At 71.2% G+C, this 22,607-nt stretch carries 23 protein-coding genes and 1 pseudogene; 8 read left to right on the top strand and 16 right to left on the bottom strand.

What is annotated here, in order from left to right:
* The first annotated feature begins 61 nt into the window (after positions 1-61).
* The 5 genes from BJ961_RS05220 to BJ961_RS05200 all read left to right on the top strand — a co-directional run bounded on the left by BJ961_RS05220 (position 62) and on the right by BJ961_RS05200 (position 5,011).
* Positions 62-1,000 carry an SPFH domain-containing protein gene (locus tag BJ961_RS05220; RefSeq protein WP_271320131.1) on the top strand — a complete coding sequence of 313 codons (939 nt, stop codon included), beginning with the start codon at positions 62-64 and terminating at the stop codon, positions 998-1,000.
* Positions 997-1,359, top strand: coding sequence for a hypothetical protein (locus BJ961_RS05215; protein WP_408648676.1), 363 nt, complete (start codon positions 997-999; stop codon positions 1,357-1,359). The genes BJ961_RS05220 and BJ961_RS05215 overlap by 4 nt, the downstream gene beginning before the upstream one ends.
* A 105-nt stretch (positions 1,360-1,464) precedes the next feature.
* Positions 1,465-1,989, top strand: coding sequence for a PadR family transcriptional regulator (locus tag BJ961_RS05210; protein WP_271320130.1), 525 nt, complete (start codon positions 1,465-1,467; stop codon positions 1,987-1,989).
* Positions 1,986-2,675 carry an ABC transporter ATP-binding protein gene (locus BJ961_RS05205; RefSeq protein WP_271320129.1) on the top strand — a complete coding sequence of 230 codons (690 nt, stop codon included), beginning with the start codon at positions 1,986-1,988 and terminating at the stop codon, positions 2,673-2,675. The genes BJ961_RS05210 and BJ961_RS05205 overlap by 4 nt, the downstream gene beginning before the upstream one ends.
* Positions 2,672-5,011: an ABC transporter permease gene (locus BJ961_RS05200; RefSeq protein WP_271320128.1), complete on the top strand. Its 2,340-nt coding sequence runs from the start codon at positions 2,672-2,674 to the stop codon at positions 5,009-5,011. Before BJ961_RS05205 ends, BJ961_RS05200 begins: the two co-directional genes overlap by 4 nt.
* 43 nt (positions 5,012-5,054) lie before the next feature.
* Here the strand turns inward: BJ961_RS05200 and BJ961_RS05195 are convergent, their stop codons facing one another.
* Entirely contained in the window at positions 5,055-5,993 is a 939-nt protein-coding gene (locus BJ961_RS05195) for a LysR substrate-binding domain-containing protein (RefSeq protein WP_271320127.1), read from the bottom strand.
* A 138-nt stretch (positions 5,994-6,131) separates the two neighbouring features.
* On the opposite strand from BJ961_RS05195, the gene BJ961_RS05190 reads away from it, so the two are divergent.
* Both BJ961_RS05190 and BJ961_RS05185 read left to right on the top strand, forming a co-directional pair.
* The gene (locus BJ961_RS05190) at positions 6,132-6,686 is read left to right on the top strand and encodes a peroxiredoxin (RefSeq protein WP_007444367.1); all 555 of its coding nucleotides are present in this window, start codon (positions 6,132-6,134) and stop codon (positions 6,684-6,686) included.
* Positions 6,687-6,692: 6 nt separating this feature from the next.
* Positions 6,693-7,229: an alkyl hydroperoxide reductase gene (locus BJ961_RS05185; RefSeq protein ID WP_271320126.1), complete on the top strand. Its 537-nt coding sequence runs from the start codon at positions 6,693-6,695 to the stop codon at positions 7,227-7,229.
* Between the two features lie 69 nt (positions 7,230-7,298).
* Here BJ961_RS05185 and BJ961_RS05180 read toward each other — a convergent pair whose 3' ends face one another.
* The 6 genes and pseudogenes from BJ961_RS05180 to BJ961_RS05155 all read right to left on the bottom strand — a co-directional run bounded on the left by BJ961_RS05180 (position 7,299) and on the right by BJ961_RS05155 (position 14,815).
* Positions 7,299-8,672 carry an AI-2E family transporter gene (locus BJ961_RS05180; protein ID WP_271320125.1) on the bottom strand — a complete coding sequence of 458 codons (1,374 nt, stop codon included), beginning with the start codon at positions 8,670-8,672 and terminating at the stop codon, positions 7,299-7,301.
* A 151-nt stretch (positions 8,673-8,823) separates the two neighbouring features.
* Positions 8,824-9,519, bottom strand: a complete 696-nt coding sequence (locus BJ961_RS05175) for an aggregation-promoting factor C-terminal-like domain-containing protein (protein ID WP_271320124.1) — start codon at positions 9,517-9,519, stop codon at positions 8,824-8,826.
* Between the two features lie 445 nt (positions 9,520-9,964).
* Positions 9,965-11,290, bottom strand: coding sequence for a PhoH family protein (locus BJ961_RS05170; RefSeq protein WP_271320123.1), 1,326 nt, complete (start codon positions 11,288-11,290; stop codon positions 9,965-9,967).
* A gap of 1,041 nt (positions 11,291-12,331) precedes the next feature.
* Positions 12,332-13,141: a class I SAM-dependent methyltransferase gene (locus tag BJ961_RS05165; RefSeq protein WP_271320122.1), complete on the bottom strand. Its 810-nt coding sequence runs from the start codon at positions 13,139-13,141 to the stop codon at positions 12,332-12,334.
* Between the two features lie 89 nt (positions 13,142-13,230).
* Positions 13,231-14,102 (bottom strand): annotated as a pseudogene (locus BJ961_RS05160) (LLM class flavin-dependent oxidoreductase).
* 41 nt (positions 14,103-14,143) lie between these two features.
* Positions 14,144-14,815, bottom strand: coding sequence for a DUF4328 domain-containing protein (locus BJ961_RS05155; protein WP_271320121.1), 672 nt, complete (start codon positions 14,813-14,815; stop codon positions 14,144-14,146).
* A 103-nt stretch (positions 14,816-14,918) separates the two neighbouring features.
* On the opposite strand from BJ961_RS05155, the gene BJ961_RS05150 reads away from it, so the two are divergent.
* Positions 14,919-15,308, top strand: coding sequence for a DUF192 domain-containing protein (locus BJ961_RS05150; protein WP_271320120.1), 390 nt, complete (start codon positions 14,919-14,921; stop codon positions 15,306-15,308).
* An 845-nt stretch (positions 15,309-16,153) separates the two neighbouring features.
* Here the strand turns inward: BJ961_RS05150 and BJ961_RS05145 are convergent.
* From BJ961_RS05145 to BJ961_RS05105, 9 genes are all read right to left on the bottom strand, one after another.
* Positions 16,154-16,639 (bottom strand): hypothetical protein, encoded by a 486-nt coding sequence (locus BJ961_RS05145; RefSeq protein ID WP_271320119.1) that lies wholly within the window; start codon positions 16,637-16,639, stop codon positions 16,154-16,156.
* Between the two features lie 6 nt (positions 16,640-16,645).
* Positions 16,646-17,278: an OmpA family protein gene (locus tag BJ961_RS05140; RefSeq protein ID WP_271320118.1), complete on the bottom strand. Its 633-nt coding sequence runs from the start codon at positions 17,276-17,278 to the stop codon at positions 16,646-16,648.
* Positions 17,275-17,853 (bottom strand): hypothetical protein, encoded by a 579-nt coding sequence (locus BJ961_RS05135; RefSeq protein WP_271320117.1) that lies wholly within the window; start codon positions 17,851-17,853, stop codon positions 17,275-17,277. Before BJ961_RS05135 ends, BJ961_RS05140 begins: the two co-directional genes overlap by 4 nt.
* A gap of 33 nt (positions 17,854-17,886) precedes the next feature.
* Entirely contained in the window at positions 17,887-18,483 is a 597-nt protein-coding gene (locus BJ961_RS05130; RefSeq protein ID WP_271320116.1) for a pilus assembly protein TadG-related protein, read from the bottom strand.
* Positions 18,483-18,683, bottom strand: coding sequence for a Flp family type IVb pilin (locus BJ961_RS05125; protein ID WP_271320115.1), 201 nt, complete (start codon positions 18,681-18,683; stop codon positions 18,483-18,485). The genes BJ961_RS05130 and BJ961_RS05125 overlap by 1 nt, the downstream gene beginning before the upstream one ends.
* 330 nt (positions 18,684-19,013) lie before the next feature.
* Entirely contained in the window at positions 19,014-19,916 is a 903-nt protein-coding gene (locus BJ961_RS05120; RefSeq protein WP_271320114.1) for a DUF5936 domain-containing protein, read from the bottom strand.
* Positions 19,917-19,931: 15 nt separating this feature from the next.
* On the bottom strand, positions 19,932-20,876 hold the full coding sequence (locus BJ961_RS05115; RefSeq protein WP_271320113.1) for a type II secretion system F family protein: 945 nt from the start codon (positions 20,874-20,876) through the stop codon (positions 19,932-19,934).
* Between the two features lie 10 nt (positions 20,877-20,886).
* The gene (locus BJ961_RS05110) at positions 20,887-22,224 is read right to left on the bottom strand and encodes a CpaF family protein (protein WP_271320112.1); all 1,338 of its coding nucleotides are present in this window, start codon (positions 22,222-22,224) and stop codon (positions 20,887-20,889) included.
* A 19-nt stretch (positions 22,225-22,243) separates the two neighbouring features.
* Positions 22,244-22,606, bottom strand: a complete 363-nt coding sequence (locus BJ961_RS05105; RefSeq protein ID WP_271320111.1) for a TadE/TadG family type IV pilus assembly protein — start codon at positions 22,604-22,606, stop codon at positions 22,244-22,246.
* Position 22,607 lies beyond the last annotated feature (1 nt).

Raw genomic sequence — 22,607 nt, 5'->3', positions numbered from 1 at the left:
GTTGTCATTTGCTGGTAAAGTGATATCGCTTAGCTAGAAAAACGAGAACGGGGGACCACCCATGTCCACGCACGATGCCCCTCAGGTCACCGCCGACGTGCCCGAGATGCCGGCGCCACGGGTGCGCGAGAACCAGGCCCACAGCATCGGCGGCGGTTTCGCGCTGCTGCTCGGGCTGGTCGGGCTGCTGGTCGGCGCCGGCCTGATCGCCACGGCCACGGCGGTCGGCTCGACCGGAGGCAAGGCCGTCCTGATCGTCGGCGGCATCCTGGTCGCCCTGGCGGCCTTCCTCGCGATGTGCGGACTGAACATGGTCGCGCCGGGCGAGGCCCGCGTGGTGCAGCTCTTCGGGCGGTACCGGGGGACGATCCGGCAGGACGGGCTGCGCTGGGTCAACCCCTTCACCTCCCGCACCAAGATCTCGACGCGGGTGCGCAACCACGAGACGGCCGTCCTGAAGGTGAACGACGCCTACGGCAACCCGATCGAGCTGGCGGCGGTCGTGGTGTGGCGGGTGGAGGACACCGCGCAGGCCACCTTCGAGGTGGACGACTACGTCGAGTTCGTCTCCACCCAGACCGAGGCGGCCGTGCGGCACATCGCCATCGAGTACCCGTACGACGCCCACGAGGAGGACGGCCTCTCGCTGCGCGGCAACGCCGAGGAGATCACCGAGAAGCTCGCCGTCGAGCTGCACGCGCGCGTGGAGGCGGCCGGCGTGCAGATCATCGAGTCCCGCTTCACGCACCTCGCCTACGCGCCGGAGATCGCCTCGGCGATGCTCCAGCGCCAGCAGGCCGGCGCGGTGGTCGCCGCGCGGCGGCAGATCGTGGACGGCGCGGTCGGCATGGTCGAGGCCGCGCTCGCCCGGATCAGCGAGCAGGGCATCGTGGAGATGGACGACGAGCGCAAGGCGGCGATGGTGTCCAACCTGATGGTCGTGCTCTGCGGGGACCGCGCCGCCCAGCCGGTCCTGAACACGGGGACGCTCTACCAGTGACGACCCCGTCCGAGGATTCCGCGAACGGTTCCACGCCGTCCGGGGGCCCGGCCCCGAAGCGCCGGCCGCAGCAGCGCAAGCAGGTGCTGCTGCGGCTGGACCCGCAGGTGTACGAGGCGCTGGCCCGCTGGGCGGGCGACGAGCTGCGCTCGGCCAACGCCCAGATCGAGTTCGTCCTCCGCCGGGCGCTGGCGGAGGCCGGCCGGCTGCCCCGCGAGACCGGGCCGCTGCCGCGCCGGGGCGCCCGCCGCGGGGCGGCCACACTCCGCCGGGGGCCGCGCCACCGTCGTGACCGCGCCTCGCAGGCCGCACCACCGCAATCCGGCGGAGGTGCGGCCTCCGCCGTAGCGGAACCGTGACAAACGGCCCCGACCTGCGGATTCTCTCCGACATCACACCCGTCACCACGATCTCTACACTGGGCGTATACACGGCGGGTATACACCCTGTGTAGTGTGCTCCGCATGTCCATCGGTCACACCCTCCTGGGGCTCCTGGAGTCCGGGCCGCGCCACGGTTACGACCTCAAGCGCGCCTTCGACGAGACGTTCGGTCACGATCGGCCGCTGCACTACGGCCAGGTCTACTCGACGATGTCCCGCCTGCTGAAGAACGGCCTCGTCGTCGTCGACGGCATCGAGGCGGGCGGCGGTCCCGAGCGCAAGCGGTACGCGATCACCGACGAGGGGATCACCGACGTACAGCGGTGGCTCGCCACGCCGGAGAAGCCCGAGCCGTACCTCCAGTCGACGCTGTACACCAAGGTCGTCCTCGCGCTGCTCACCCACCGCGACGCCGCCGACGTCCTCGACACCCAGCGATCGGAGCACCTGCGCAGCATGCGCATCCTGACCGACCGCAAACGCAAGGGCGATCTCGCCGATCAGCTCATCTGCGACCACGCCCTGTTCCATCTCGAGGCCGACCTGCGCTGGCTGGAACTGACCGCCGCGCGCCTCGACAAGCTCCGTGAGGCGGTAACCCGATGACTCCCCCCGCAGGATCCCTGCTCTCGGCCGAGCAGCTCCGCAAGGCCTACGGCCCCACCCTCGCCCTCGACGGCGCCGAGTTCTCCATCCACCCCGGCGAGGTCGTCGCCGTCATGGGCCCCTCCGGGTCCGGCAAGTCGACGCTGCTGCACTGCCTCGCCGGGATCGTGCCGCCGGACTCGGGGACGATCACGTACAACGGGCGCGAGCTGTCCGCCATGAACGACGCCCAGCGCAGCGCGCTGCGCCGCTCGGAGTTCGGGTTCGTGTTCCAGTTCGGGCAGTTGGTGCCGGAGCTGACCTGTGTCGAGAACGTGGCCCTGCCGCTGCGCCTGAACGGCACCTCCCGCAAGGAGGCCGAGCGGACGGCGCTGACCTGGATGGAGCGGCTGGAGGTCGACGACCTCGGGAAGAAGCGGCCCGGTGAGGTCTCCGGCGGCCAGGGCCAGCGGGTCGCGGTGGCGCGCTCGCTGGTCACGAGCCCGCGCGTGCTCTTCGCCGACGAGCCGACCGGCGCGCTGGACTCCCTCAACGGGGAGCGCGTGATGGAGCTGCTCACGGACGCCGCCCGCTCGACCAACGCCGCCGTCGTCCTGGTGACGCACGAGGCACGGGTGGCCGCCTACTCGGACCGCGAGATCGTCGTGCGCGACGGCAAGTCCCGGGACATGGAGCGGGTCGTATGAACGTGCGCCAGTGGGCGGCCGACCTGACGCTGGGCGTCCGCTTCGCCTTCACCGGTGGCCGGGAGGGCTGGACCCGGGCCGTGCTGACGGCCGTCGGCGTCGGACTCGGCGTGGCGCTGCTGCTGCTGACGACGGCGGTGCCGAACGCGCTCAATGTCCGGCACGAGCGGGAGGCGGCGCGTTCCGACATCACCTTCTCCCTGGAGGAGATGCCGAAGGCGGACAACACGCTCGTGGTCGCCCGCACCTACGACGAGTTCCGCGACCACGAGGTCCGGGGCCGGTCTCTGGAGCCCGAGGGGCCGCGCGCGCCGCTGCCGCCGGGCGTGGAGAAGTTCCCGGCGGTGGGCGAGATGGTGGTCTCCCCCGCGCTGGAGAAGCTGCTGGCGTCGGACTCCGGCGCGCTGCTGCGCGAGCGGCTGCCGGACCGGATCGTCGGCACGATCGCGGAGGAGGGGCTGATCGGCTCGGCCGAACTCACCTACTACCGGGGTGCGCAGGGGCTGGCTCAGCACATCAGCGCGGGCTCGATCGAGCGGATCGACCGCTTCGGCGATCCGGACCCCGGGGAGCAGAAGACGGACCCGGTGCTGGTCCTGCTGATCCTCGTCGTCTTCGTGGTGCTGCTGATGCCGGTCGCGGTGTTCATCGCCGCCGCCGTGCGGTTCGGCGGTGAGCGACGGGACCGGCGGCTCGCGGCTCTGCGCCTGGTGGGCTCCGACGGCCGTATGACCCGGCGCATCGCCGCCGGTGAGGCACTGGCGGGCGCGGTCCTCGGGCTGGTCTTCGGTGCCGGGTTCTTCATGGTCGGCCGCCAGCTCGCGGGTACCGCCGAGGTGTACCGCGTCAGTGTGTTCCCGAGTTACCTCAACCCCTCGCCGCTGCTGGCCCTGCTGGTCGCGGTGGCGGTGCCGGCGGCGGCGGTGCTGGTGACCCTGTTCGCGCTGCGCGGGGTGGTCATCGAACCGCTCGGTGTGGTGCGCGCGGGCCGGCCGGCCCGGCGACGGCTGTGGTGGCGGCTGCTGCTGCCGGTGGCCGGACTCGCCATGCTCTACCCGATGATCGGCAACGGGCGGGAGAACGGCGACTTCAACCAGTACCTGGTGACCGGCGGTGTCGTCCTGCTCCTGATCGGTGTGACCGCGCTGCTGCCGTGGATCGTGGAGGCCGTGGTCGCGCGGATCGGCTCGGGGGGCGTGGCCTGGCAACTGGCTGTTCGCAGGCTGCAGATGAGCAGCGGTACGGCGGCCCGCATGGTCAACGGCGTCGCGGTGGCCGTCGCCGGGGCGATCGCCCTGCAGATGCTGTTCGCCGGCGTGGACGACGACTACACCGAGTCCACCGGGCAGGACGTGTCGCGGGTGCAGATGGCCGCGGGACTGCCCAGCGAGGTCCCGGTGGTGTCGGCGGCCGACAGGTTCCGCGGCGTCGAGGGTGTGAAGGCGGTCTCCGCCTACTCCGAGGGCTTCGTCGGCGACAAGCCCCACGACCCGGACAACAGCACGATCCTGCAGGTGGGCGACTGCGCCACGTTGCGGGACATGGCCGAGTTGCCCTCCTGCGAGGACGGCGACGTGTTCGTCGTCCAGGGCAACGAGGAGGACAGCGGCGAGGAGGACACGGCGAAGCTGGCCACGCCGGGCCGGAAACTGTTCACGGACCCGTCCTTCGACAGCGGTTCGGACAGCGGGGGGATCCCCTGGACGGTGCCGCAGGGCATCAGGACGGTGAAGCCGATTTCCGACGCCGATGTCGCCGGGGCGGGCATCCTGGCCACGCCGAAGGCGATTCCGGACACGCTCGCACCGGCCCTGACCGGGTCCGTCTTCCTCGCGCTGGACGAGTCGGTGCCGGACGTGTACGAACGGGTACGGAACACCACGGCGGCCATCCATCCGCTGGCGCATGCCGAGAAGTGGTCGGCGACGGAACAGACCGACCGGTTCACCGCCATCCGCACCGGTCTGTTCGTCGGGGCGGCGTGTGTGCTGGCGCTGATCGGCGCGAGCCTGCTGGTCTCGCAGCTGGAGCAGTTGCGGGAGCGGAAGAAGCTGCTGTCGGCGCTGGTCGCCTTCGGTACCCGGCGCCGCACGCTCAGCCTGTCGGTGCTGTGGCAGACGGCGATTCCCATCGTGCTCGGTCTGCTGCTGGCCTCGGTGGTGGGCCTGACCCTGGGCACGGTGCTCCTGAAGATGACGAGCACCCCGGTCCACGTCGACTGGACCGGCGTCCTGTCCATGGCCGGCATCGGCGCCGCGGTCGTCCTGGCGGTGACGCTGTGCAGCCTGCCCCCGCTGTGGCGGCTGATGCGGCCGGAGGGGCTGCGGACGGAGTAGTTCCGCCGCGCACGAGTGAGCGACCGTCCCGCGGGGCGGTCGCTCAGTCGTGCACCGTGCGCACCGGCAGGTCCGCCATCGCCTCGCGCAGCGCCCCCGCCAGTTCCGCGTACTCCGCCGAGCGGGCCGCGCCCGTGCGCATGGCGAGGGCGATACGGCGGGTGGGGGCCGGGTCGGTGAAGGAGGCGGTGAGGAGCTGGCTGGAGCGGGAGGTCTCCACGCGGACGGCGGTGCGCGGCAGCAGCGTCACCCCGAGGCCGCCCGCCACCAGTTGCACCAGCGTCGACAGACCGGCGGCCGTCGTCGTCGCCGGGACACCCGCGCGGCCCGCCTCCCGGCAGATGTCCAGGGCCTGGTCGCGCAGGCAGTGGCCCTCGTCGAGCAGGAGCAGTTTCAGCTCGCGCAGGACCGCGCGCGAGAGTCCCTCACGGCCGCCGAGCCGGTGGTCGAGCGGGGTGACGAGCACGAAGTCCTCGTCGAAGAGCGGGAGTTCGGTGACGCCGGGGACGCCGAGGGGGACGGCGAGCAGCAGCAGGTCGAGGCGGCCGCTGGTGAGGCCGTCCAGGAGGCTCGCGGTCTGCTCCTCGTGGACCTGGAGGTCGAGGTCGGGGTAGCGGTCGTGGACGAGTCGCAGCACCGTCGGCAGCAGGTACGGTGCCACGGTCGGGATGACCCCGAGGCGCAGCGCCCCGGTGAAGGGCGCCCGGACCGCCTCCGCCTCCTCCAACAGGGCGCCGACCTCCGCCAGTACGGCCTTGGTCCGCACCGCGAGGCGTTCCCCGGCGGGCGAGAGCAGCACCTTGCGCGTCGTACGCTCCAGGAGCGTGACACCCAGTGCCTCCTCCAGCGCGGAAACGGCGCCCGAGAGCGCCGGCTGGCTCATGCCGATCGCGGCGGCGGCGTCGCGGAAATGCAGATGCTCGGCGACCGCGTCGAAAGCCCGCAGTTGGGCGAGGCTGGGCTGCCTCTTCTTGCCGGACACTAATAGCCACCTCCGATCAACTCGACCGATTGTAGCTATTTCCCTAATCAATGCACCCTGTGCCAACATCAACTACGTCCAACCCATGGGAAACACTCGCAAAACGGGGTGTTTCTTCGCTGCGCTTTTGGAGAGCACGTGCTCACTGTCGGTGACAAGTTCCCCGAGTTCGACCTGACCGCCTGCGTCTCGCTGGAGAAGGGCAAGGAGTTCCAGCAGATCAACCACAAGACCTACGAGGGTCAGTGGAAGGTCGTCTTCGCCTGGCCCAAGGACTTCACCTTCGTGTGCCCGACCGAGATCGCCGCCTTCGGCAAGCTGAACGACGAGTTCGCCGACCGTGACGCCCAGGTCCTCGGCTTCTCCGGCGACTCGGAGTTCGTGCACCACGCCTGGCGCAAGGACCACCCGGACCTGACCGACCTGCCCTTCCCGATGCTGGCCGACTCGAAGCACGAGCTGATGCGTGACCTCGGCATCGAGGGCGAGGACGGCTTCGCGCAGCGCGCGGTCTTCATCGTGGACCAGAACAACGAGATCCAGTTCACGATGGTCACCGCCGGCTCCGTCGGCCGTAACCCCAAGGAGGTCCTGCGGGTCCTCGACGCCCTGCAGACCGACGAGCTCTGCCCGTGCAACTGGAGCAAGGGCGACGAAACCCTGGACCCGGTCGCGCTGCTGTCGGGGGAGTGAGCTGACATGTCCCTCGACTCCCTGAAGTCCGCCGTACCGGACTACGCCAAGGACCTGAAGCTCAACCTGGGTTCGGTCATCGGCAACTCCGACCTCCCGGCGCAGCAGGTGTGGGGCACCGTGCTGGCAACCGCCATCGCCTCGCGCTCGCCGATCGTGCTGCGCGAGCTGGAGCCGGAGGCGAAGGCCCACCTGTCGCCCGAGGCGTACTCGGCCGCCAAGTCGGCCGCCGCCGTGATGGCGATGAACAACGTCTTCTACCGCACCCGGCACCTGCTGTCGGACCACGAGTACGGCACCCTGCGCGCCGGTCTGCGGATGAACGTCATCGGCAACCCGGGCGTCGACAAGGTCGACTTCGAGCTGTGGTCGTTCGCGGTGTCCGCCATCAACGGCTGCGGCATGTGCCTGGACTCGCACGAGCAGGTGCTCCGCAAGGCCGGTGTGGACCGCGAGACGATCCAGGAGGCGTTCAAGATCGCCGCCGTGGTCGAGGCCGTCGGTGTCACGCTGGACGCCGAGGCGGTCATGGCCGCCGAGTAGTCCCGCGGCACGCGGCACCCACGGCACGGGCCCCGTCCACCGAGAGGTGGGCGGGGCCCGTTCGCGTCGCTACGCCGGGGAGGTGTCCGACGGCGGGTCGGCCTGCGGGGGGCGGGGCGGCGGGTCGACGGCCGGGGAGGCGTCCGTCGACGTGGCGCCGTGCGGCTTCGGCGTGCGCCGCAGGGCGGCCTCGCGGGAGTACGCCCGCAGATAGCCCACGACGGTGTTGGTGACCGCCACCAGCGGTACGGCGACGACGGCGCCGCCGATGCCGGCCACCATGCCGCCGGCGGCCACCGACAGCACCACGGCCAGCGGGTGGACGCGTACCGCGCGCCCGAGGATGAAGGGCTGCAGGATGTGCCCCTCGATCTGCTGCACCGCCAGCACCACCACGAGCGTCATGACCGCCGCGAACATGCCCTGCGTCACCAGCGCCACGACGACCGCGAGGGCTCCCGACACCACCGCGCCGACGAGCGGGATGAAGGCGAACAGGAAGATGAACACGGCCAGCGGGACGGCCATCGGCACGTCCAGGAAGTAGATGCCGAGGCCGATGAAGATGGCGTCGATCAGTGCCACGACGACCGTGCCGCGCACATACGCGGTCAGCGTCCGCCACGCGCGCGGACCGGCTCCGGCGACGCCCGGGCGGGCCGCCGCGGGCACCAGCTTCAGCGTCCACTGCCAGATGCGCTTGCCGTCGTAGAGCAGGAAGAGCGTCGAGAAGGCGGCCAGCAGGATGCCGGTGAGCGCCTCGACGACGACGGTGACGCCCTCCAGACCGGCCGACGTTATCTGGTCGGTGTTGGCGCCGACCGCGTCGCGCAGGTTCTTGGCGATCTCGTTGATCTGCTTGTCGGTGACGTGGAAGGGGCTGTTGAGCAGCCAGTTGCGCAGTTCGTCGATGCCGTCCTGGACCTGGTCGGAGAGGTTGTCGATGTTCTCCATCACCTGCCAGGTGACGAACCAGCCGATCAGCCCCATGATCACGAAGCCGAGGATCGCGGTCAGCGCGGTGGCCGGCCCACGCGGCACTCCGCGCCGGCGCAGCCAGGCGACGGCCGGCTGGAGCAGTGCGGTGATGAGCAGGGCGGCGACGAACGCCAGCACCACCAGTTGTACGGCGCTGATGACCCGCATCAGCACCCACACGGTGCCCGCGAGCACCAGGAGCCGCCAACCGGCCTCGGCGGCCACCCGCACGCCCCAGGGCACCGCCAGGGCCGGGTCCGGGCGGTCGCGGACCACGTGCAGGTGCTGCGTGGCCGCGTACTCGTGGGCCTCGTCCTCGGCGGAGTGCCCCGCGGGGTCGGCGGAGGGGGCCGGTCCCTCGTCGGCGTCGTCCCGCCGCGCCTGTTCGCGGCGCTGGTCCAACCGTTCGCTCATCTGCGTCAGTCCGGCGCCGAGCCGGCCGAGCCACCCTGGCACTCGCGACATGATCCGTCCTCTTCCCCCGTCTTTCCCCACCACTCCCCCCGGAGTCGTTCCGGTCCGACCGTACATGGCGGGAGCGCGAAAGCCCCTCACCGTAGGACGGCGAGGGGCTTCGCGAGGTTGAGCGGTGGGCCGCGCCGGGCGGACGGCGGGCTCAGTACCAGTGGTTGGCCTGCCAGAAGGTCCAGGCCTCGCACGGGCTGCCGTAGCGGTTGTCCATGTAGCTGAGGCCCCACTTGATCTGCGTGGCCGGGTTGGTGCGCCAGTCCGCGCCCGCGGAGGCGTACTTGCCCGCCGGGAGGGCCTGGAAGAGTCCGTAGGCTCCGGAGGAGGCGTTGACGGCCTTGTAGTTCCAGCTGGACTCGTGGTCCACGATGTTGCTGAAGCACTGGAACTGGCCGCTGGGCACCATCTGACGGGCCATCGCCTGGATCTGGCCGGTGCTGTAGGAGCTCTGGACGGAGAAGCTGGTGGCGTCGCGCTTGGCGTCGCGGCTGGCCGCTTCCCTCTGCGCCTCGCGCTTCTTGGCGTCCGCGGCCGCCTTCTTGGCCTTCTCCTGCTTGTCCACGGCCGTCTGGGCCGCTGCCTTGCGGGCCGCCGCCTCGGCGTCCTTCCTGGCGCTCGCGTCCGCGGCGATGGCCTGTACGTCGGCCTGCTGCGTCAGGGACGCGGTCTGCACCTGCGCCTGCTCGCCCATGGGGATGTCCGCGAGCAGCGTCGTGCCGGCTGCTGTCGCCTCCGCGTCGTTGTTCTGCGCGACGCTGCCCGAGGCAACTCCGACGACGCTTCCGACGGCGGTGACCGCCGTGGCCGAGGCCACTGCGAATCCCCGGACCGAGATCCGGCTCACACGGTTTCCTTCCAGCATCGCCCGCTTCGGTGACCCTCGCGGACGCAATCGTGCCCCTGGCGCTGGCCTCCCCCACTACGGGTCACGGGAGGCACGGGCCCGGTGGACAACTCCCCAGGGGGAGCGCCGCGTGGTGCTCGGGCGGCATACGACTCGGCTATGGAGTTGGAACTGGTGCGTCTGGGGCGCCGTACCCCTGGGGGTACAACTGTGTCGTATGCGGGGCCTGACAGGAACGAGACTCTGCCGTAACCCGGCGGGGTGAGGCAATTCTGTGTTGCGTGTGAAAGCTCACATCCCGTTTGGCCCACGGGATTCTCGGAAATCCGCACACACCGAGGCGCCGCCCGGCTAGGCTCTTGGCCTTTCCGGACGGCGCCGACTGTCGGGTAACCGGCCCTTGTCGGGTCGGAGTTCTCAGACGGTCAGAGACCGGTCAGAGGGATCAGATGTGACCGTCCTCCAGCATTTCGGTCACGAGTGCGGCGATCTGCGACCTCTCGGAGCGCGTCAGGGTGACGTGCGCGAAGAGCGGATGCCCCTTCAGTTTCTCGATGACGGCGACGACTCCGTCGTACCGCCCCACCCGCAGGTTGTCCCGCTGTGCCACGTCGTGGGTGAGGACGACGCGTGAGTCGGCCCCGATCCGGGACAGGACGGTCAGCAGGACGTTCCGCTCGAGCGACTGGGCCTCGTCCACGATCACGAACGCGTCGTGCAGCGAGCGGCCGCGGATGTGGGTGAGGGGCAGGACCTCCAGCATGCCGCGGGCGGTCACCTCCTCGATGACCTCGCGGCTGGTGACGGCCGACAGCGTGTCGAAGACCGCCTGCGCCCAGGGGCTCATCTTCTCCGCCTCGGAGCCGGGCAGGTAGCCGAGCTCCTGCCCGCCCACCGCGTACAGCGGACGGAAGACCATCACCTTCTGGTGCTGCCGGCGCTCCAGCACGGCCTCCAGGCCCGCGCACAGCGCCAGCGCCGACTTGCCGGTGCCGGCCCGGCCGCCCATCGAGACGATGCCGACGTCCGGGTCGAGGAGCAGGTCGAGCGCGATGCGCTGCTCGGCGCTGCGGCCCTTGATGCCGAACGCCTCCCGGTCGCCGCGCACCAGCCGGACGCTGCCGTCGGGTGTGACGCGGCCGAGGGCCTTGCCGCGCTCCGACTGGATGGTCAGACCGGTGTGCACGGGCAGGTCGGCGGCCTCGGGGACGTGGACCCGGCCCTCCTCGAAGAGCACGTCCACCTGCTCGGCCGGCAGGGTCAGTTCGGACATCCCGGTCCAGCCGGAGGCGTCCGTGATGGCCAGCTCGGCGCGGTACTCCTCGGCGAGGAGCCCGACGGAGGAGGCTTTGATCCTCAGCGGGAGGTCCTTCGAGACGACGGTGACGTCGAAGCCCTCCGCCTGCAGATTGCGGGCGACCGCGAGGATGCGGGAGTCGTTGTCCCCCAGGCGGTAGCCGGTGGGCAGCACGCTGGGGTCCGAGTGGTTGAGCTCGACACGGACGGTACCTCCGAGATCCCCGATGGGGATAGGGGCGTCGAGGCGACCGTGCCGCACCCGGAACTCGTCGAGCAGACGCAGGGCCTGCCTGGCGAAGTAACCGAGTTCGGGATGGTGCCGTTTCGCCTCCAGCTCCGTCACCACGACGATGGGGAGCACGACCTCGTGCTCGTCGAAGCGGTTCAGGGCGTTCGGGTCGGCCAGCAGGACGCTGGTGTCGAGAACGTAGGTGCGCCTGTCGGGCTTGTGGCGCTTTGTGCTGGTCACCACGGAAGGACGTACCCCCTCGGAAGAGGTCGGGGAGCGACGGAGTGGACACAGGGCCGGGAGGGCGGGAACGAGCCGCGCCGGGAGGGCGGGAACGAGCCTCGCCGGGAGGGCGGGAACGAGCCTCGCCGGGAGGGCCGTAACGATCCGGCCGGTCGACGGCCTGCCTGCACCGGCGCGGGCCGCGAACCGGCCCTTCGCCGCGTCTTCCGTGCCGTGACCGCACGGTGGAGCTGGTGCAAAGGGCCTCCCGGGCGGACGGCTCCGTGCCGTCCGCTGAGATCCGACACCCGTGGTTCGGGCGTCGACCTGTTTGGCTTATGCCCTTTTACGAGTGCCGCCATGCCATGACACCGGGCGGCGCACCGGTGAACTCCTCGTTACGGGCGTATCGCGGGTGGGCGCAGACGCGAGGGGCCCGGAAGCGGGCGGCCGGGAGAGCACAGAAAACGGGCCGGTCCGTGGGGGGGGGATACGGACCGGCCCGAGGGGGGTTTCCACCATAACCCTTCGTAAGTGATGCCGCGCGCATCGGCGTGCCACAACTACTCTCCGGAGTCGTCCGACGACGCCGGGATGGCCGTGGAGGCACTCATTCCGCCCTGAATCATGGCCAAATCACAGCGGCAGGGCGCTCCCCGCACCCGCCCGCCCGTCGGCCGCCTTCCCCCGTCCGGGCGACGCCCGCGACGGGCGCCCTCTTGACCAAGCACCGCGCAGCCCCCTCCACTGCGCGGTGCCACGCGTGCGACTTTGCTCACGCGAATTACCTGGGTTCGAACCTACGTGAACGGGAGGGTCGGATTCGACCCGTGAGGGGCAACGGTGAATAACGATGTGGAAACCCTGTGAGGATCGGTGGGTGATTCCGCACCCTGCCTCCGGACGCGTGAATGTTTGCGAAGGTGCGCCGTGTACGTCCGGAAGATCCGTCATGCCCGTGGGAACGCGCGGCCTTCGGGGACCACTCGGGCCTCGGCGGGCCCACGGGACGCCGGGCGGCGGTTCCTGGCCAAGTCGTCCGGACGGGCGGGCCGACACCCGCTAGGACGCGCGTCCCCGCCCGGGTTCCGGCTTGCGTACGTCGAAGAGGTGGCGGGCGCTGTGGGCGACGAAGGGGCCGACGGCCCCGATGCGCTCGTGCAGCTCGCGCAGCCGGTCGCGGTACGCCTCGACGGTGAAGCCGGGGACCATCCACACGACCTTGCGCAGGAAGTGGACGACGGCGCCGACGTCGTGGAACTCCATCCGCAGCCGTTCCGCCCTCAGGTCCGCGACCTCCAGCCCGGCGGCCTCGGCGGCGGCGCGCTCGTCCTCGGGACGGCGGTGCCGGTGGCTCGCCTCGGGCAGCGGCCCGAGGAAGTACTCGATGAGTTCGAAGACGCTGGCGGGGCCGACGTGTTGGGCGAAGTAGGTGCCGCCGGGCGCGAGTACGCGGGCGATGTCGTCCCAGTGCGGCTCGACCGGATGCCGGCTCACGACCAGGTCGAAGGCGCCGTCCGCGAAGGGGAGGGGCGCGTCGTCGGCCGAGTCGACCACCGGGACTCCGCGCGGGCGCAGCCTCCGGGTGGCCTCGGCGACGTTGGGCGCCCAGCCCTCGGTGGCGACGACGAGCGGGGGCCGGTGGGGGGCGGCGGTCCCCAGGGCGAAGTCCAGGACCTCCCCTCCCCCGGTCTGCACGTCCAGTGCGGCGGTGGCCCCGGCCAGCCGGTCCGCCAGGGACCGCGCGTAGCCCCAGGACGGCCGGGCCTCGGTGGCCCGGCCCTCGAACCAGGAGAAGTCCCACCCCTCGGTGGGAACGGAGTCTCCCTCAGCCACGAGGTCGTCGAAGGAGGACGGGCGGGGCTGTGCCATGAGGGACGGATCCGATCGTTGACGGACGGGACGGGAACGGGACGGGACGGGACGGGATCGAGGAGGGGGCCGCGAAGGCGGACCGGGGCTCAGGCCACCAGGGGCCGGACCCGCTCGGCGGCGAAGCGCACGAACCCCTCCTGGTCGGGTTCGTCCCCGGTCGGCTGGAGGATCACGGTGTCGGCCCCGGCCTCGGCCAGCCGGTGCACGGCCTCGGCGACGTCCTGGGCGTCCCCGGCGGCCCCGAGGCCCGGCACGTGCTCGACGCCCTCGGCCACCAGCTCGGCGCGGACCCGGGCGGCGGCGTCGGGGCCGGTGGCGGCGAGGAGGTAGACGACGACCTTGTGCGCCCCGGTCCGCCCGGCGGCCGCGCGCCCTCGTCGATGAGCCGCCGGGCCCGGCGCACCCCGTCGGGCGGGGTGTTCGCGGTGAGCACGGTGCCGTCGGCGGCCTCACCGGCCAGCCGCAGCGAGCGGGGTCCGGTGGCCCCGGCGAACACCTCGACGGCCTGCTGCGGCGGCCAGTCGAGCGCGACGTCGTCGAGCCGGACGTAGCGTCCCTGCGACGTCACGCGCTCCGCGCGCAGCAGGGCCCGCAGGGCGACGAGATGCTCCCGCAGCAGCGTGAGGGGCGACTCGGCCCGCGCACCGACCTGGCCCATCCAGTCCTGCACCCCGTGCCCCACCCCGAGGACGGCGCGGCCGGGGAACATCCGGTGCAGGGTGGCGGCCTCCATGGCGGTGACGGCCACGTTCCGCAGCGGCACGGGCAGCAGCCCGACGCCGACCCGCAGCCGCTCGGTCCACGCGAGCGCGGCGGCGGCCGTGGAGATCCCGCCCTCCCTGAAGCAGTCCTCCCACAGCCACAGCTCCTCGAGCCCGGCCTCCTCGGCTGCCCGGGACACGGCCCGGAGCCGCTCGGGGGCGAGTTGCGGACGGAATACGGCGCCGAGTCCAGTCATGGTGCCTTCCTATCCTTGCCCCGGCACGCCGGACAACAGCATTACGGGGTGGCCGGCCGGGCGCCGGCGTCTCCCCGGCTGTCCTGCGCGTCGGTGACGGCGCGGACCACGAGAGCGCAGGCCACGGCCGCGCCGACGACGGCGGTGTCCGCCACCAGCAGCGGGGTGACGTCCCCGTAGGCGCGGGCGATGACGTCGTCCTTCGAGTCGGCGTACATCAGGCCGGCCCCGCTCAGGGCGCCCACCAGCCACAGGCCCCACCACACGTTGACGGTCCACGGCAGACGGGCGTCGGGGCGGCCGGCGCGGTAGACCTCGGCGACGATGCCGCGGGGAACCCAGAGGTTGGCTATGGGCACGATCCAGCCGAGGTAGACCCAGGGCCCGGCGTAGCGCAGCCGCTGTCCGGACAGGGCGCGCGCGTTGTCGCGGACCTGCGACAGCCAGAGCAGGAAGGTGACGGCACAGAGCACCGTGGCGATGTCGCCCACGGTGCTGACCAGGTGGTAGGCGTCCTCCAGGGAGGTCAGCGGGCGGTGGTTGCCGTCGCCCTGGTCCGGCGGGCCGGAGAGTGGTTCTCCCGTCACGGCCAGCCGCACCTGCCACACGCCTCTGGCGGCCCAGGCCGCACCGGCCAGCGCGAGCGTCCCGATGACGCAGTGGGCGAGTCCCCGGGCCGGGCGGAAAACGGGCGATTGCGCGTCGTCGTTCATCCGGTCATCGTGCATCACGGCCGCCGGGCCATTCGGAACCGGGAACTCCGCAGGCGCGTCGGGGTGGTTGGCAGGGCGACGGGTCGTGGGGAAAGGTGTCGGTATGCGACGACGTCGGTGGCGGGACGGGACGGCCACGCTGGCCGTGGAGGGGCCCGGCACGCCCCCGGGTGCGGGTGTTCGCGTTCCGCTGGAGGTCGCGGCCTCGTACCGGGCCCGCAGCAAGGGGTTGCTGGGGCGCAGTGCGGTGGACGGGGCGATGCTGCTGACCCCCGCGAGCGGTGTGCACACCTTCCGGATGCGGATCCCCATCGACGTGGCCTACCTCGACCGGCGGTTCACGGTCGTCGCCGTACGCACCATGCGGCCGGGCAGGCTGGGGCTCCCCCGGCTGCGCTCCCGGCACGTGCTGGAGGCGGAGGCCGGGGCGATGGCGGGGTGGGGGCTGCGGGTGGGGGTGCGGGTGGAGATCGAGGAGAGCTCCGGGGGTTGAACGGTGTTCCCCCTCGAGCTGTCCGGTCTCATCGCGCCGATTCCTCCTCGCGCGCTGCCCGGAGCTCGCCCGGGGCAATCGCCGGCGGGCCGAGACCGGGCTCGGACAGGTTGTGGTCGATGAAGGCTTTGATACGGGCGAGAAGCACCCGCTGACGGCTCTCGACCGGGAGCCGCCGGAACGCTGTCGAGGTGGGCCGCGAGGAAGGTGACCGCGAGGTCGAGGGCCGTGGCGCCCAGACCCGCCAGGTAGGTGGTGAGCAGTGCGCCCGACCCGGTACGGGTGGGCAGCGACGTGGCCACCAGCCGGTCGGTCCGTTGTCCGGTCTGCTTCGGTCTGCTTCGGTCTGCCGGGCGGATGGGGCGAGACACCCGCCAGTGACATGCAGAGCACCTGGCACGCGCCGGACGGCGCGCACGCCTGAGCGTCAAGCGGGACCGCTCGTACGGCACGACCGCGCGGGCCGCCTCCGCGGGGCAACTCGCCCGGTACCGCGATACGGCCCAGTCGTCGATGGCCGACCTCGAACCTCGAGGTCACCACACACAGGACACGGCAGAACGGCCGCGAGGCCCTCTGGCCGGAGATCGACTACCACTGGGCGGGGCAGAGCGCGCCCCGCAGGCGTCTGGAGGTCTTCGTCGCGGGCGAGTCGGGCTACGTGTACCAGTTGCTGGTCGACACCGAGGGGACCCCTCAGCGGCTTGCCGAGCAGACCCGCCTGTTCTCGACCGCGCGGGCGAACCTTCTGATCGACGTCGCCGCGACCTGAGCTGTGACGGGTCCCGACGGGGGTGTGGTGGGTCGGTCTGCGCGCCGCATGGCCGTGGCCCCGGCGCCGGTCGTCAGGGCGAGACGATGTGGAGGCGTGCCGTGCCGTCCGTACCGGCCGCTACCCGGATCACCACCGCGTCGGGCCGGGCGCCGGGGCGGGTGCCGGAGAGGCCGCCGCAGGAGTTGCCGCTGCCGTTCTCGCGCAGGACGGTGGTGCAGCCCTGGCCGGGGCCGCTCGCGCTGCCCTTGGTGCGGCCGTTGCCCGACTCCACGGTGTAGGCGACCTCGTTCGGGCCGACGTCGGTCACCGACAACGTTGCCGGGCCGGCCGGGCCCTGGAAGCGGACGGTCACGGGCTCGGTCACCGTGATCTCGCAGTCGCCGTCGGCGCAGGCGGCCGTGTCGGGGGCGGGGGCCGCGTCGGCGCCGGCGACCGCGCGGGTGTCGGTCCCGTGGGGCGCGTCGGTGCAGGCCGCCAGGGCGAGAGCGGTCAGCGCGGTGAGGACGCTCAGCTGTCCCCGGGTGGACGGTCCGTGCCGTCGTGTTCGCCTCTTCACCGGACGTCAGGGCTCCGAGCGGGGGAAGGAGACCTCCACCCTGCGGTTCTTCTTGCGGCCGGCCTCCGTCGCGTTGTCGGCGATGGGGTACTGCTCGCCGTAACCGCGGACCTCGTAGGTGATGCCGGCGTCGTTCAGGGACTGGGACAGCACGTCGTGCACGGCGTTGGCGCGTTTCTTGGACAGGACGTCGCCGTGGGCGGAGGAGCCGAGGTCGTCGGTGAAGCCGAAGACGCGGACCCTGGTGGCGTTCTGGGCCCTGATCTCCTCGGCGATGCCGGAGATGCGGGACGTCGCCTCGGCTCCGAGCTTCGAACTGTCCTTGCCGAACAGCACCTCGGCCTGCAGGGCGAGCGTCACGCTCGTGTTGGTGTCCTCCCGGCGTTCGTCACCGCTCTGCTCCTCCACGACCGACTTGATGTCCAGCACCTTCGCCCGAGCGAGCGTCGCGCCGTCGGGGAGCTTGAGGTCGGGGTCGTTGGGGTCCACCTCCACGGGGGCGGACGCGGAGGGCTCCGTGCCCGGGGGGTCGTTGGGGTCGTCCTCGGCGTGAGCCGTGGTGGTGCCGTAGACGCTCGTGGCGAGCAGGAGGGCGGCTGCGGCGACCAGGCGCGGAGGTGACGTCACGCCGCGCCTCATCCGGAGATCTCGATCGTGCCGGTCGTGAACATGGGCAGTTGCAGCGTCACCTCGGCAGCGTCCGCCGGAGGAGCGGGGAACTGCATGAAGACCGGCAGGGACTCGCCTGCCTTCAAGGGGGGGAACTTCGTTGTCGTGAGCGGGCGGCCCTCCGTGTCGCGCAGCACGTAATAGCGCTTCTTGCCCTTGGAATCCACCAGAGTGGCGCCCCCGAGCGATTTGCCATTCCGGATGATCTCTGTTTCGTTACCGCTCAGTTGGGCAGGAACGTTGACCGTATCGTCCCCATCGTTCTTCAGATCTCCGCTCACCGTGACGAAGCCTCCGGCGTCCCGCTGTGCCTCGGTGATTTTGAGGAACAGCGCGCTGGGACCTCTCAGCTCCGCCAGGGTCTCCCCCTGCTTCTCCTCTTGAGGATCCGGCTTGGACTGGCTGCCCTTTGTGGACGTAGCCGATGCTTCCGGCTTGTCATCGCCATCTCCACCACCACAGGCCACCATGCCGAAGGCCAACACGATCGCGATGGGCCATGCCGCCAATCCACCACGCGCCCTTGTTGTGAACCGATTACTCATGACTCCGCTTCCCTCGTCCTCATCATTCGCCTGTCAGCTGCCGGTCAGGTGGACGTCGAACAGATCCTCGGGCTTCGGCAGGTCGGAGAGTTCGTCCGGCTTCAGGTCCCAGTTCCGACCCCCCTTGCAGGAGAGCCTGGGCAGCTCCTCGTCGTCGGATCCCGCGGCGGTCGGCCTGGCCCAGCACCGGGCCTCGATGACGGCGGTAGCGGTCTGTGTCGCCTTCCGATTCTCTGTGCCCGGCACAATGGTGTCCCCGACGGTGTCGTGCGTCTGGGCGACGACCGTGTACCCCAGGAGCCCGTCCGGTTGGCAATCCACACTCGCGTCGTTACGCGCCGCCAACTCCTGAGCACGCCAGCAACCGCTGGGCACCGGCGTCTCTCCGTCGAAGATGTCCTGCCATGTATCCGGTTCGAGAACCTTTTCGAACCACTGGTCCGCGAGGCGGTCCCTGGTTTCGAGAGCCGCCGCGAGCGCCGCCGCGTCCGCGGCCGTCTGCGCCCCACTGCGAGTGGCCGCGGCCTGGCCGACCGCGAAGTACGCGAGTGCAAGAAGGAGCAGGCCCCCCACCACTGTGATGTATATGGGGAAGGCCTGCCCCGCGTCATCGTTCACGCCAAGGCGCATCAGACGCCGGTAACCTCGGTGATCTTGTCCGTGATCGCGTTGTAGATCGTCTGACCGATGTCCGTCCCCGTGATCGCCAGCACGATCGCGACCACCACCGCGATGATTCCCAGGTACTCCACCGCGGTCTGGCCCTTGTCGTTGTGGGCGGTGGTGCGGGAGTGCAGGTATGCGGCGGCGGTGTGGAGCCAGTTGGTCATGGTGTTCCCCTTCAGGGTGGACTGGGCCGCGTTCCTCGGGGGGAGGAACGTACGGGTGGGCGGCGGTGGTCTGCCGGTCGGTCATGTTTGACGCCGGGTTGTCCACGATCTCCGCCTCCCTCGCGCTCGGTTGGGACCTCGGCCTGTCGGGAGCACCAGGCAACGACTGTCCCACAGTTGATTGCAAGTGCGAAAGGCGTTGCGTGAAACTCGCCCGATCGTGCCGTAGATCATTGGTTGTTGTCGTTGTTGATCCGTGTGCAGTCGCACTTTGACTGGGTACGCCCTCCTCATTCCCGGGGTGCTTGACCGACGACATGCCGAACCTCCCTACTCGCCCGTGATCGTGCCGAAGTCCGTGCCCGAGCCCAGGATCAGGCCCGCGCCGAGGAGGATCATCGTGGCCGGGACCATGAAGGTGGTGATCATCATCGTGGCCTTGGGGACCGCGCGGGCGGCCTTGCGGCGGGCGTTCTGGGCGTCGGTGCGGCGCATGTCCTTGGCCAGGGAGACCAGGGTGTCGACGATGGGGGCGCCCAGTTCCTCGCCCTGCTGGAGTGCCGTCACGAACATCGCCACCTGCTCGGAGTCGTTGCGGCGGCGCAGCTCCGTGAAGGCCTCGCGGCGGCTCATGCCCAGGTCCATCTGGCGCAGGGTGATGCGCAGTTCGTCGGCCCAGGGACCCTCGTAGCGCGTCGCCACCCGGTCCAGGGCCTGGCGGAAGCCGAGCCCCGCGCTGACGACGACCGCGAGGACGTCCAGGAAGTCGGGGAGGGTGCGCTCGATGACGTCCTTGCGGATGCGGATCGCCGACCAGATCCCGACCTCCGTCCAGAACGCGCCGAAGGCCAGCAGGAGGAGGGCCACCAGGTACTGGCCGCGCAGGGCGAAGACCAGGAAGCCGACCGCGCCGAGGAACCCGTAGACCGCGCGGCGGGCGGCGTAGCGGTCGATGGTGAGGCCGCCGGGGTTGCCGGCCAGGTCGATCCGGCGGCGGTACCTGGCGACCAGGGCCGGGCCCATCAGGCGCAGCACGGCGGGCGCGTAGCGCATGCCCATGCGGTCGATGAGGGAGTGCGCCGCGCCGGTGCGGGTGGCGCCGACCTCCAGGGCGAGGGCGAGGTCGTCGGGGAGCTTGGCGTCGGCCCGGTACATGCGGATGCCGGCGAAGGCGCCCCAGACGGCCAGGGCCATGAGGAACGCCAGGAGCACTCCGGGCAGGGGGAGTTGCATGCGCGTCTCCTCCTCTCAGACGTCGATGCGGGACAGGCGGCGGATGAGGACGAACCCGACGGCGTAGAGCGCGAAGGCGACGATCACCGCCGCCTGGCCGGCCGAGGAGCCCGTCATGCGTTCCAGTGCGCCGTCCTTCACCCCGTTCATCAGGAACAACGAGCCGACGCCGAGCACGGGCACGGCGTACGACGTCATGCTGACCTGGGAGAGCTGGGTGCGGACCTCGCGTCGGGTCTCCTTGCGCTCCTCCAGGGTCTCCGTCAGGTTGCGCAGGGCGCTGACGACCTGGCCGCCCGCGCGGTTGGACAGGACGAGGGTGGTGACCAGGACGACCAGCTCGCGGGAGGGGAGGCGGTCGGCGAGTTCGCCGAGGGCGTCGTCCATGGAGGCCCCGATGGCGAGTTGGTCGGCCACCTTGCCGAGTTCCTCGCCGGCCGGGGCCTCCAGTTCCTCCGCCGCCATGCCGATGGCGGTGCGCAGGGCGAGGCCGGCCTGGGTGGCGTTGGCGAGGATGCGGGCGAGTTCGGGGAGCTGGTTGATGAACTTCTCGATGCGTTTCTGGCGTTGCCAGGTGAGGAACTGGACGGCGACGCCGATGCCGAGCAGTCCGGCGAGCGGGCCGAAGAAGGGGGCGAGGGCCGCCTGGCCGATCAGCCACAGGCCGGCGACCGCGGCGAGCAGGTAGGCGAAGAACTCGCCGGGGGTCACGTCCAGGCCGGTCGCCGACAGGCGCAGTTCGAGGTTCCGGCCCAGTGCGGTGCGGCGCAGGCGGCGGTCCAGCCCCGCGAAGCGGCGCCTGCGTCCGGTCGCCGCCGTCTGCCCGGCCGCGGTGAGGCGGTCGACCAGGGCCGCGCGCTGGGCCTTGCCGGCGGCGTAGGAGTGCAGGCCGATGACCGCCAGGACGCAGGTCAGCAGCGTGATGCCGGTGGTGAGCGTGACGAGCGTTTCCAGTTCCATCGGGCGGGTCCTACCTGGCTTCTCGGGTGGTGAGCTGGTCGGGGGCGTGGGCCACGCCGAAGGCCTGCGGAACGGGCTGGCCCGCCATGTAAAGGCGCTCGGCGGTGCGGTGCGGGAGGGGGTGGTACTCGTAGGCGCCGTGCACGCGGCCGTCGGCCGTCATCGGGCGGGCGTGGAAGCGGGCGACCGTGGCCAGGCGGTACGGCTCGCCCCCGTGGCTGGCCAGCAGGGCGATCTCGGTGATGCGGCGGGCGCCGTCGGCGAAGCGGGTGAGCTGGACGAGGACGTCGACGGAGCTGTTGATCTGGTCGTGCAGGGCCACGAAGGGGATCTCGACGTCCGACATCGAGGCCAGCGTCTGCAGGCGCATCAGGGCGTCCTCGGCGCTGTTGGCGTGGACCGTGGCGAGGGAGCCGTCGTGGCCGGTCGACATGGCCTGGAGCATGTCCAGGGACTCGCCGCCGCGGACCTCGCCGACGACGATGCGGTCGGGGCGCATGCGCAGCGAGTTGCGGACGAGGTCGCGGATGGTGACCCGGCCCTGGCCCTCGACGTTGGGCGGGCGGGACTCCAGGCGGATGACGTGCGCCTGCTGGAGCTGGAGCTCGGCCGAGTCCTCGATGGTGATGATGCGTTCCGTCTCCGGGATCAGCCCGGAGAGGGCGTTGAGGAGGGTCGTCTTCCCGGTGCCCGTGGCGCCCGAGACGATGATGTTGAAGCGCGCCTGCACCAGGCCGGCCAGCAGGTGGAGCATGTTCTCGTCGAGCGAGCCGAGGCCGATCAGCTCGTACAGGGTGAAGGAGCGCGGGAAGCGGCGGATGGTGAGGGTGGCGCCGGTCAGCGAGAGCGGCGGGATGACGACGTTGACGCGTTCGCCGGAGGGGAGGCGGGCGTCGACCATCGGGTTCGACTCGTCCACGCGGCGGTTGACGGTGGAGACGATCCGCTCGATGGTCTGCATCAGCTGGTCGTTGGAGGCGAAGCGGAGCGGGAGTTGCTCGACGCGGCCGCCGCGCTCGACGAAGATCGCGTCGGGGCCGTTCACCATGATCTCCGTGATCGACGCGTCCTCCAGCAGCGGTTCCAGGATGCCCAGGCCGAGGGCCTCGTCGACGACCCGGCGGATCAGCTGGGAGCGTTCCACCGTCGACAGGACGGGTCCCTCGCGGCTGATGATGTGCCCGAGGACCCGTTCGAGGCGGGCCCGGCGCTCGGCCATCGCGAGCGCGCTCATCTCGGCGAGGTCGATCTCCTCCAGGAGCTTGGCCCGGTAGGAGGCGACGAGGTGTGCGTCCTCGCCCCGGCTGCCGTGCTCCTCGGGGGAGTGGATGCGTGCGCGCAGGCTCATGCGTCGTCGGCTCCTCGGGTCAGTGGTCCAGCGGCATGGTGGCGGTCCGGGTGGCGTCCCCGAAGTCCCAGCCGGGGACGATCGAGGGGATGTCGACGGTGGCGGTCACGGTCACCTCGTCGCCGCCGTACGACGGCGGGCAGTCGGTGCCGTCGGCCAGCCAGCTGCTGACGGCGGCCGCGCAGGCCTCGGCGGCGCTCTCCCGCAGCGAGGCGCTGCGCGCCCCGGCGCGGGCGGCGGTGCCGGCCTGCTGGGCGGTGTAGGCGATGAGGCCGAGCTGTACGACGGCCATGCCGACGACGATCAGGATCGGCAGGAAGCCGAGGTACTCGATGGCCACCTGGCCCCGGTCCCGCGGGCGGCCGCGGCGGAGGTACGGCATG

It is taken from the genome of Streptomyces lienomycini (genome assembly GCF_027947595.1).
In the GTDB taxonomy this organism is placed as follows: domain Bacteria; phylum Actinomycetota; class Actinomycetes; order Streptomycetales; family Streptomycetaceae; genus Streptomyces; species Streptomyces lienomycini.
Note: the sequence above shows the minus strand (reverse complement) of the source record. Positions and strands in the feature narration are given on the sequence as shown.

Excerpts from the sequence above, each read along its gene's own strand:
- BJ961_RS05210 (WP_271320130.1), top strand. The coding sequence starts at position 1,465 with ATGTCCATCGGTCACACCCTCCTGGGGCTCCTGGAGTCCGGGCCGCGC.
- BJ961_RS05205 (WP_271320129.1), top strand. The coding sequence starts at position 1,986 with ATGACTCCCCCCGCAGGATCCCTGCTCTCGGCCGAGCAGCTCCGCAAG.
- BJ961_RS05220 (WP_271320131.1), top strand. The coding sequence starts at position 62 with ATGTCCACGCACGATGCCCCTCAGGTCACCGCCGACGTGCCCGAGATG.
- BJ961_RS05105 (WP_271320111.1), bottom strand. The coding sequence starts at position 22,606 with ATGCCGTACCTCCGCCGCGGCCGCCCGCGGGACCGGGGCCAGGTGGCC.
- BJ961_RS05155 (WP_271320121.1), bottom strand. The coding sequence starts at position 14,815 with ATGAACGACGACGCGCAATCGCCCGTTTTCCGCCCGGCCCGGGGACTC.
- BJ961_RS05165 (WP_271320122.1), bottom strand. The coding sequence starts at position 13,141 with ATGGCACAGCCCCGCCCGTCCTCCTTCGACGACCTCGTGGCTGAGGGA.
- BJ961_RS05200 (WP_271320128.1), top strand. The coding sequence starts at position 2,672 with ATGAACGTGCGCCAGTGGGCGGCCGACCTGACGCTGGGCGTCCGCTTC.
- BJ961_RS05135 (WP_271320117.1), bottom strand. The coding sequence starts at position 17,853 with ATGAGTAATCGGTTCACAACAAGGGCGCGTGGTGGATTGGCGGCATGG.
- BJ961_RS05115 (WP_271320113.1), bottom strand. The coding sequence starts at position 20,876 with ATGGAACTGGAAACGCTCGTCACGCTCACCACCGGCATCACGCTGCTG.
- BJ961_RS05130 (WP_271320116.1), bottom strand. The coding sequence starts at position 18,483 with ATGCGCCTTGGCGTGAACGATGACGCGGGGCAGGCCTTCCCCATATAC.
- BJ961_RS05150 (WP_271320120.1), top strand. The coding sequence starts at position 14,919 with ATGCGACGACGTCGGTGGCGGGACGGGACGGCCACGCTGGCCGTGGAG.
- BJ961_RS05110 (WP_271320112.1), bottom strand. The coding sequence starts at position 22,224 with ATGAGCCTGCGCGCACGCATCCACTCCCCCGAGGAGCACGGCAGCCGG.
- BJ961_RS05120 (WP_271320114.1), bottom strand. The coding sequence starts at position 19,916 with ATGCAACTCCCCCTGCCCGGAGTGCTCCTGGCGTTCCTCATGGCCCTG.
- BJ961_RS05185 (WP_271320126.1), top strand. The coding sequence starts at position 6,693 with ATGTCCCTCGACTCCCTGAAGTCCGCCGTACCGGACTACGCCAAGGAC.
- BJ961_RS05125 (WP_271320115.1), bottom strand. The coding sequence starts at position 18,683 with ATGACCAACTGGCTCCACACCGCCGCCGCATACCTGCACTCCCGCACC.
- BJ961_RS05140 (WP_271320118.1), bottom strand. The coding sequence starts at position 17,278 with ATGAGGCGCGGCGTGACGTCACCTCCGCGCCTGGTCGCCGCAGCCGCC.
- BJ961_RS05180 (WP_271320125.1), bottom strand. The coding sequence starts at position 8,672 with ATGTCGCGAGTGCCAGGGTGGCTCGGCCGGCTCGGCGCCGGACTGACG.